The 8,605-nt window shown below is 45.0% G+C and carries 8 protein-coding genes; 2 read left to right on the top strand and 6 right to left on the bottom strand.

Annotation, left to right across the window (positions count from 1 at the left end; translation table 11 throughout):
* Window positions 1–179: 179 nt before the first annotated feature.
* The 4 genes from ihfB to sohB all read right to left on the bottom strand — a co-directional run bounded on the left by ihfB (window position 180) and on the right by sohB (window position 4,283).
* Window positions 180–464 (bottom strand): integration host factor subunit beta, encoded by a 285-nt coding sequence (gene ihfB / locus VEZ01S_RS03760; protein ID WP_021712675.1) that lies wholly within the window; start codon window positions 462–464, stop codon window positions 180–182.
* A 78-nt stretch (window positions 465–542) separates the two neighbouring features.
* On the bottom strand, window positions 543–2,213 hold the full coding sequence (gene rpsA, locus VEZ01S_RS03755; RefSeq protein WP_021712674.1) for a 30S ribosomal protein S1: 1,671 nt from the start codon (window positions 2,211–2,213) through the stop codon (window positions 543–545).
* A 120-nt stretch (window positions 2,214–2,333) separates the two neighbouring features.
* A complete protein-coding gene (gene cmk / locus VEZ01S_RS03750; protein ID WP_021712673.1) occupies window positions 2,334–3,011 on the bottom strand; it encodes a (d)CMP kinase in 678 nt (225 codons plus the stop codon).
* 213 nt (window positions 3,012–3,224) lie between these two features.
* Window positions 3,225–4,283 (bottom strand): protease SohB, encoded by a 1,059-nt coding sequence (gene sohB, locus VEZ01S_RS03745; RefSeq protein WP_021712672.1) that lies wholly within the window; start codon window positions 4,281–4,283, stop codon window positions 3,225–3,227.
* An 88-nt stretch (window positions 4,284–4,371) separates the two neighbouring features.
* Between sohB and VEZ01S_RS03740 the strand changes: the two genes are divergently transcribed.
* The gene (locus tag VEZ01S_RS03740; RefSeq protein ID WP_021712671.1) at window positions 4,372–5,112 is read left to right on the top strand and encodes a YciK family oxidoreductase; all 741 of its coding nucleotides are present in this window, start codon (window positions 4,372–4,374) and stop codon (window positions 5,110–5,112) included.
* An 84-nt stretch (window positions 5,113–5,196) separates the two neighbouring features.
* Window positions 5,197–5,883, top strand: coding sequence for an SDR family oxidoreductase (locus VEZ01S_RS03735; protein WP_021712670.1), 687 nt, complete (start codon window positions 5,197–5,199; stop codon window positions 5,881–5,883).
* Window positions 5,884–5,954: 71 nt separating this feature from the next.
* On the opposite strand, the gene VEZ01S_RS03730 is transcribed toward VEZ01S_RS03735, so the two are convergent.
* Entirely contained in the window at window positions 5,955–7,907 is a 1,953-nt protein-coding gene (locus VEZ01S_RS03730) for a DNA topoisomerase III (RefSeq protein WP_021712669.1), read from the bottom strand.
* A 138-nt stretch (window positions 7,908–8,045) separates the two neighbouring features.
* A complete protein-coding gene (locus VEZ01S_RS03725) occupies window positions 8,046–8,594 on the bottom strand; it encodes an NAD(P)H nitroreductase (protein WP_021712668.1) in 549 nt (182 codons plus the stop codon).
* Between the last annotated feature and the right edge of the window lie 11 nt (window positions 8,595–8,605).

Here is an 8,605-nt window from a genome sequence, read left to right as displayed (position 1 = left end):
AAAAATTCTAAGCCGGTTATCGAGCACTTTAATAAGCGAGGATGATCCGTTATTTAGTACCATTGGTATCACAAAGCGTGGCGATAAAACACTGCCCCCCCCCCCACATTTCAGGACGAGATAAACAACGAAAAAACGGCACTTCAATAATGAAGTGCCGTTTTTATTAATGAGTTCGATTATAAACCGTCATTTACACGTTCGCGTAAAGCTTTACCTGGCTTAAAGTGAGGAACAAACTTTCCATCTAACTTAACTTGATCACCAGTTTTAGGATTACGTCCCATGCGTGGCTCACGATAATGAAGAGAAAAACTACCGAAGCCGCGAATTTCAATTCGCTCACCCGTTTCTAGGGTATCAGCCATATGTTCAATAATTTCTTTTACAGCGTCTTCAATTTCTTTGGCAGATAAGTGTGTCTGCTCTGCACACAGTCTTTCTATTAACTCAGACTTAGTCATAGTTTCCCTCATTCACAAATCAAAAAAAGGGAGCCTTTTGGGCTCCCTCTTAGCGTCTAACTTTTAATTAAAAAAGTATTATTCGCCTTTAGCAGCCTTGAATGCATCAGCCATAGCGTTACCGAAACCGCCGTCTTCAGCTTTGTTCAGTGAAGCCATTGCTTCTTGCTCTTCAGCTTGATCTTTAGCTTTGATAGATAGGTTGATTACGCGGTTCTTACGGTCTACACCGGTGAACTTAGCTTCAACGCTATCGCCAACGCTTAGGATTAGAGACGCATCTTCGATACGGTCACGAGATACTTCAGAAGCACGGATGTAACCTTCAACGCCGTCTACAAGTTCAATTGTAGCACCTTTTGCGTCAACTGCAGTTACAGTACCAGAAACTAGAGCACCTTTTTTGTTGTCAGCAACGTAGTTGTTGAACGGGTCGTTTTCCATTTGCTTAACGCCAAGAGAAATACGCTCACGCTCTGCATCTACTGCAAGAACAACTGCTGAGATTTCGTCGCCTTTCTTGTATTCGCGTACTGCTTCTTCACCAGCAACGTTCCAAGAAATGTCAGATAGGTGTACTAGACCGTCAATGCCGCCTTCTAGACCGATGAAGATACCGAAGTCAGTGATAGACTTGATCTTACCAGTAACCTTGTCGCCTTTCGCTTGAATTTCAGCGAATGACTGCCAAGGGTTAGCTTTACATTGTTTTAGACCTAGAGAGATACGACGACGTTCTTCGTCAATCTCAAGAACCATAACCTCAACTTCGTCGCCTACGTTAACAACTTTAGAAGGGTGGATGTTCTTGTTAGTCCAATCCATTTCAGAAACGTGTACTAGACCTTCAACGCCTTCTTCGATTTCTACGAAGCAGCCGTAATCAGTTAGGTTAGTAACGCGACCAGTCAGTTTGTGACCTTCTGGGTAACGCTTAGCGATTGCTACCCATGGATCTTCGCCAAGTTGTTTAAGACCTAGAGAAACACGAGTGCGCTCACGGTCAAACTTAAGAACTTTAACTAGGATCTCGTCACCAACGTTTACGATCTCAGATGGGTGCTTAACACGTTTCCAAGCCATATCAGTGATGTGAAGTAGGCCGTCTACGCCGCCAAGGTCAACGAATGCACCGTAGTCAGTAAGGTTCTTAACGATACCTTTAACTTCAGTACCTTCTTGTAGAGTCTCAAGAAGTTCGTCACGCTCAACACTGTTTTCAGATTCGATAACAGCACGACGAGAAACAACAACGTTGTTGCGCTTCTGGTCAAGCTTGATAACTTTGAACTCTAGCTCTTTGTTTTCTAGGTGAGCAGTGTCGCGGATAGGACGTACGTCTACTAGAGAACCAGGTAGGAAAGCACGGATACCGTTTAGTTCAACAGTGAAACCGCCTTTAACTTTACCGTTGATGATACCAACAACAGTTTCAGCTTCTTCGTAAGCTTTCTCAAGTACGATCCAAGCTTCGTGACGCTTAGCTTTCTCACGAGAAAGTTGAGTTTCACCGAAACCATCTTCAACAGCGTCAAGCGCTACGTCTACTTCAGAACCAACTTCAACTTCAAGTTCGCCAGCAGCGTTCTTGAATTGTTCAGCAGGGATAGCAGATTCAGACTTAAGGCCAGCGTCAACAAGAACGAAACCGTTCTCGATAGCTACTACAGTACCTTTAACGATGCTGCCTTGTTGGAATTCAGTTTCGTTTAGAAACTCTTCAAAGAGTTGAGCAAAAGATTCAGTCATTATTTGATCTTCAATATTTAAACGTCCACGGGCATCCTGCCACGAGGGGTTGATAAATTCGCCGGTTATCATCCTTGCAACCAACGTACCTTGATGTCCCGATAGTCTAAAAAAAGACGTTCAAGACAACTTAGATTCTATAAATTTTAAGGCTTCTTCTACGACTTCTTCAATAGAAAGCTCAGTAGAATCAAGCACTAAAGCGTCATCCGCAGGACGTAAAGGTGCAACCGCTCGGTTGCGATCTCGATAGTCGCGCTCTTGGATCTCGCTTAAAAGGTGGTCAATACTAACCTCTAAGCCCTTGCCTTGCAACTGATTAAAGCGTCTTTGGGCACGCTCTTGCGCGCTTGCATCAAGGAAAATCTTAGCCACTGCACTTGGGAAAACCACAGTTCCCATATCACGACCATCGGCCACTAAGCCCGGCTCAGTTTGAAAAGCACGTTGACGACGCAGTAGTGCTTCTCGTACACGAGGCAGTGCCGCCACTTTAGAGGCCGCCATTCCGGTTTCTTCTTTTCTTAGTTCACCGGACACATCTTCACCTTCTAACACCACCTGCACTAGATCGCCTTGGGCGATAAACTGCACGTCTAAATGCGTCGCAAGTGGTACTAAAGCGTCTTCAGATTCCATATCCACACCGTGGTGAATCGCAGCCAATGCTAAAACACGATAAATCGCACCAGAATCAAGCAACTGGAAGCCTAACTTTTCAGCCAACATCATACATAAAGTGCCTTTACCTGCCCCACTTGGGCCGTCTACGGTAATGACAGGAGAAAGAGAAGACATAATTACTCCAGCTTTTTTCTTAAGATTGTGGGTCTTTGCCCGTGTGCGTCTCTATCGAGAGCGCGCATATTATAGAGGTTATTAGGCGATGGTGCGAGAAAAGTTTAAGGAAGATTGACCGTAAATAAAGATAAAAAGGCTCTAGATTTTAATCTAGAGCCTAGTACTTAGTTTACCACTTAATCTATGGCTAAACGTGGGTATAAAAGAGGGTTACAGAATCGGTCTTTGACCGCGCTGAACCCACTTCAACAATACAGAATCAGTCGCTTCGGCCGCCGCTTTACCAAACTTGTCAGCCAGTTTCTTTTTCTGCACGTAATGAACCGCAAGTACCGTTTTGTCTTTACACGCTTCTACGACTAAATCATCCGAGGTTTGTACTTTATCAATCAAGCCAAGTTCTAAGGCTTGAGAGCCATACCAGTGCTCACCCGTTGATACTTTTTCAAGCTCTAGTTCAGGGCGACGTTCACGAATGAAATCTTTAAACAATACGTGAGTCTCTTCCAATTCTTGTTTGAATTTCTCACGCGCTTTATCGGTATTCTCGCCAAACATGGTTAATGTGCGTTTGTATTCGCCCGCGGTCATTTGTTCAAATTCAATGTTGCTCTTTTTCAATAATTTATTGAAGTTAGGAATTTGCGCGATAACACCAATAGAACCGACAATCGCAAACGGTGCACCGACAATTTTATCTGCCACACACGCCATCATATAACCGCCACTCGCCGCCACTTTATCCACTGAAATGGTCAAAGGAATGTTCGCGGCTTTAATGCGATCTAATTGAGAGGCCGCTAGGCCATAGCCATGTACCATACCGCCGCCAGATTCCAGACGAACCAGAACTTCATCCCCTTCACGGGCACAAGCTAGAATTGCGGTGATCTCTTCGCGTAGATTGGTCACTTCTTTAGCATCAATACTGCCAATAAAGTCTAAAACAAACAGATGTGGTTTGCGTATTGAGTCTAGCTCTCCACCTTTTACTGCTTCTTTTATCTCTTTTTCACGCGCTTTTTCTTCTTCTTTACGCTGTTTTTTGGTCGCTTTATCACGAGCTTTTAGAAAGGCTTCATCATGTAGATGATGTTCCATCAATTCAATGTTTTGCTCATGACGTTCAGACAAATTGGTCACTTCTAATGAGCCTTTACTGCCTGCCTTGCTTGAAGTGGATTTGGCAATCAATAAAATCGCAATAATCGCCGCGACAAACGTAACAATTTTAGCCAAAAACAGGCCGTAATCTAACAAAAATTCCAATGTCTTGTCCCTGAAGATAAATATTGCTGTATTGTAACCCTCTATTCATCTTCGTTAAATCAAAACCGCATACAAAAGGACTCAGATTGTGGATTACGCCGTTGCAACTGACGCTTTAAAAAACAAAGTTATTCTCGTTACCGGTGCTGGTGACGGTATAGGTAAACAAGCCGCTCTCTCTTACGCCGAACACGGTGCGACCGTGATCCTATTGGGTCGCACTGTGAATAAGCTAGAACAAACTTACGATGACATCGTTAACGCTGGCTACCCAGAGCCCGCCATTATCCCATTGGACATGCAAGGTGCGACCAAACAGCACTATGTGGACATGGCAGAGACCATCGAAGGCCAATACGGCAGGCTCGACGGCCTCTTACATAACGCGGGTGTACTCGGCATGATCAGCCCGTTTGATCAGATTGAAGAAAGTACCTTTGATGAAGTAATGCAAATCAATGTCAAAGCGCAATTTATGATGACTCAAGCCTTATTGCCTTTGATTAAAAAAGCCGAGTTTGGACGCATTGTATTTACCTCATCCACCGTCGGTCATATCGGACGTGCACTATGGGGCAGTTATGCCATTTCTAAATTTGCTACCGAAGGCATGATGCAAGTGCTGTCTGATGAATTAAGCAATTCTAACGTACGTGTAAACGCCATCAACCCCGGCGCTACTCGCACCTCAATGCGTGCAGGCGCTTACCCTGCGGAAGACGCATCTAAACTTAAAACTCCGCTAGATATCATGCCGCTTTATTTGTATTTAATGAGCGAGCAATCACAAGATATTAGCGGTTTGTGTGTGGATGCTCAGCCGAAGTAGCCACTCACTACAATGAGATGGCCTCCGCTTGTTCGGTAGTGCTATCTCAATTTATTAAAAGAAACAAAGCGTACAGGAGTCATTATGCGCACAGTGTTAATTACCGGTGCCAATCGCGGCATCGGACTAGGACTGACTACCCATTATTTGAAAATGGGCGTGGATGTTGTCGCCACCTACCGTACTCAAGCCACCAGCGAAGCACTACTCTCCCTTTGTGAAACCTATGAAAACCTGCGAGTCAGACAACTAGACGTCACCGATTATGCGGCCGTGACGCGCTTTGCCAATCAATTTGAAAAGTTGGATCTGTTAATCAATAACGCAGGATACTACGGCCCGAAAGGCAGCAGTTTTGGTAGCATAGATGTAGAAGAGTGGCGTAAAGTCTTGGAAACCAATTCCATTGCACCACTGAAACTCGTCGAAGCGCTCTACCCTGCTCTACAAAAAAGCACCGAGAAACGCATCGCGATTTTATCCTCGCGTGTTGGTAGCATGACTGAAAACACCTCTGGCGGTGGGTACATTTATCGCTCTTCAAAAGCGGCGGTAAATTCTGTGATAAAAAGCTTACATAACGATCTTAATTCACAAAATTTCACCGTATTAGCCTTGCATCCAGGTTGGGTAAGAACACAAATGGGCGGCCCCAATGCATTGATTGAGGTGACAGAATCGGTACAAGGATTGGTTAAGGTTATCGACCACTCGACAGCCGAGCAATCAGGCGGCTTTTTTAACTACGATGGAAAACACATCGCTTGGTGATGCGAAGTTGCTCGATGATAACGGGGTAAACATAAAGACAGCGTAACGCCCAGATAAAAAAGCCAACACTGCTATCGTTTCGACGTCGATTTGGCCGATGGTTTCTTCCGACTTGCTCGACGCTTTTTATACGCAGGTTTTTTCACTTCTGGTAAAGAGCGTAAGGAATCAGGAACTGGGCCTGTTTTTGCGGTATCCATTAACTGCGCTAATTGTTGCTGCAACTGAGTAATAAAAGGCTGATACGCTTGTTTCTTCTCCGCCATATCTTGCAACTGCTTTTCCCAATGCGCAGTAAGATCTGGGTATGTGGATAAATCAGGCAGAGCTTCAACTAATCCTTTCCCCGCGGGAGTACTCAATACCGATTTACCACTGCGCATCAGTAGCGCTCGTTTAAACAGCGTATCTAAGATGCCTGCGCGAGTCGCTTCTGTGCCAATGCCGTCGGTTTCTCGTAGAATTTTTTTCAGCGAACTGTCTTGTACAAAACGTCCAATACCTGTCATCGCTTGTAGCAAAGTTGCTTCGGTGAAATGTTTTGGTGGCTCAGTTTGCTTACTTTTGATTTCACCTTCTCGGCAAGTCAATTGTTGCCCTTTTTCCAAAGCAGGTACTAACGGTGCTTGCGACTCTTTATTGGCGCTGTCTTTTTTCGCTGGAAAAAGCACTTTCCAACCGGGTAGCAATAACTGACGACCAGAGGCGGTAAACTTGCCACCTAAAATATCAAACTCTAATTTAGATTCGGCATATTCTGCGGGCGGATAAAACTGCATTAAATACTGAGTGGCGATAAGTTGGTAAACTTTAGCTTCTTGCACAGGAAGATTGCTGGCTTTTTTCGGTGTAGGGATAATCGCGTGGTGAGCATCCACTTTAGCATCGTTCCATGCTTTTGAGCGCAATGATAAATCGGCGTTCGCCACTGCCGTTTTTTGATCCGATGCATTGGCTAAAATTGCATCACAAACGGATCTCGCCTCTTTAAAATGCTCTTTCGGCAAATAGCGACAATCCGAACGAGGATAGGTGATCACTTTATACTTTTCATAGAGCGACTGACACAAATCCAACACCTGTTGCGCACTCATGTTATAGCGCTTAGAAGCGTCTATCTGTAACGCACTGAGTGAATATGGTAATGGCGGCGCTTGCTTCGTTTTTTTCTGCTCTGATTTGACCACAACCGCAGGCTGACCTTTGATGCGATTGGCGACATTTTCTACCAATGGTAAGCTCAAAACCCGTCCATCTTCATCAAGCCATTTTTCACAGGCTTCACTAGGCACCCATTTGGCTCGAATATCAAAGGCTTGATTGCCGTCTTGATACGGGATTAATGCATCTAAAGTAAAGTAGTCTCGCGGCACAAACTTTTCGATTTCGCGGTCTCGGCGCACCACTAAACCTAATACAGGGGTTTGTACCCTTCCTACAGACAGCACGCCGTTATATCCCGCTTTTTTTCCTAATAAGGTATAAGCACGAGACATGTTCATGCCATACAGCCAATCGGCGCGAGAGCGTGCCAATGCCGATACCGATAACGGAACAAACTCTCGATTACTGCGCATATTTGTCAGCGAACGTTTTACCGCTGCTAGGTTTAAATCACTGATGAGTAAGCGCTGCGCTGATTCTTTTTTGGTTTTGCTGACCTTACAGTAATCAAACACTTCATCAACAAGGAGTTGCCCTTCTCTGTCAGGATCACCCGCGTTAACAATTTGTGCCGACGATTTAAGCAGTTTTTTCACTACCGTTAGCTGCTTGGCTGCACTTTTGCGAGGTCTCAGTTGCCACTGTTCAGGAATAATCGGCAGATCAGCCAGATCCCAGCGTTTGTATTTAGGATCGTATGCATCAGGCTCGACTTGCTCTAGCAGATGTCCAATACACCAAGTCACAACGTCGCCGTTGCCACATTCGATATAGCCTTGACCGTTTTTATGCGGCCTAGGTAGAGCATTGGCAATAGCGCGACCTAAACTGGGTTTCTCTGCTACAAAAAGTCGAGTCATAGAGGGGGAACTAAGTTGAAATAAGTACTGGATAAATATACATAGCCAGTACTTTAAGTGCAAGAATGATTAAAGGATTATCTTGCAAGCGACCTTAATCAAGATAAGTGACTTAAGCTAAGAGTGCTGAACTGGCCATTATAAATACTCGACAAATTTATCCAGCTCACGCACCGGGGCTTTGGCTTCAACGCAATCTGCGGTACCTAAATATAAAAAGCCAACGATTTTATCTTTGCCTTCTACACCGAACGCTTTTTCAACGTGTTGATCAAACATCCAAGTCCCAGAGCGCCAAAAGCCTTGGAACCCCTGCGCCACAGCCGCCATTTGCATAGCTTGCACTGCGCAACCTGCGGACAGGTATTGTTCAAATTCAGGCACTTTAGGGTGAGGTTTAGTATTGGCAATCACGGTAATCACCATTGGCGCACGAAATGGGGCATTGGATACTTTCTCAATAACGCTCGCGTCTGCGTTTGCTTGGGTCGCCGCAGACACTAAGATGTCCGCTAGCTTTTGCAAACCATCACCTTGTGAAATCACAAAACGCCATGGCGTTAATCCACCATGATCAGGCGAGCGAAGCCCCGCCTGCAAAATATTGTTCAGTACTTCACCGCACGGCGCCGGGTGAGAGAGTTTCGCCACTGAGCGACGATTAAGTAACAGATCCAGTGCATCCATATCATGCATCC

Source organism: Vibrio ezurae NBRC 102218, assembly GCF_000467185.1.
GTDB lineage: Bacteria > Pseudomonadota > Gammaproteobacteria > Enterobacterales > Vibrionaceae > Vibrio > Vibrio ezurae.
Note: the sequence above shows the minus strand (reverse complement) of the source record. Positions and strands in the feature narration are given on the sequence as shown.

Excerpts from the sequence above, each read along its gene's own strand:
- ihfB (WP_021712675.1), bottom strand. The coding sequence starts at position 464 with ATGACTAAGTCTGAGTTAATAGAAAGACTGTGTGCAGAGCAGACACAC.
- rpsA (WP_021712674.1), bottom strand. The coding sequence starts at position 2,213 with ATGACTGAATCTTTTGCTCAACTCTTTGAAGAGTTTCTAAACGAAACT.
- cmk (WP_021712673.1), bottom strand. The coding sequence starts at position 3,011 with ATGTCTTCTCTTTCTCCTGTCATTACCGTAGACGGCCCAAGTGGGGCA.
- VEZ01S_RS03735 (WP_021712670.1), top strand. The coding sequence starts at position 5,197 with ATGCGCACAGTGTTAATTACCGGTGCCAATCGCGGCATCGGACTAGGA.
- VEZ01S_RS03730 (WP_021712669.1), bottom strand. The coding sequence starts at position 7,907 with ATGACTCGACTTTTTGTAGCAGAGAAACCCAGTTTAGGTCGCGCTATT.
- VEZ01S_RS03725 (WP_021712668.1), bottom strand. The coding sequence starts at position 8,594 with ATGGATGCACTGGATCTGTTACTTAATCGTCGCTCAGTGGCGAAACTC.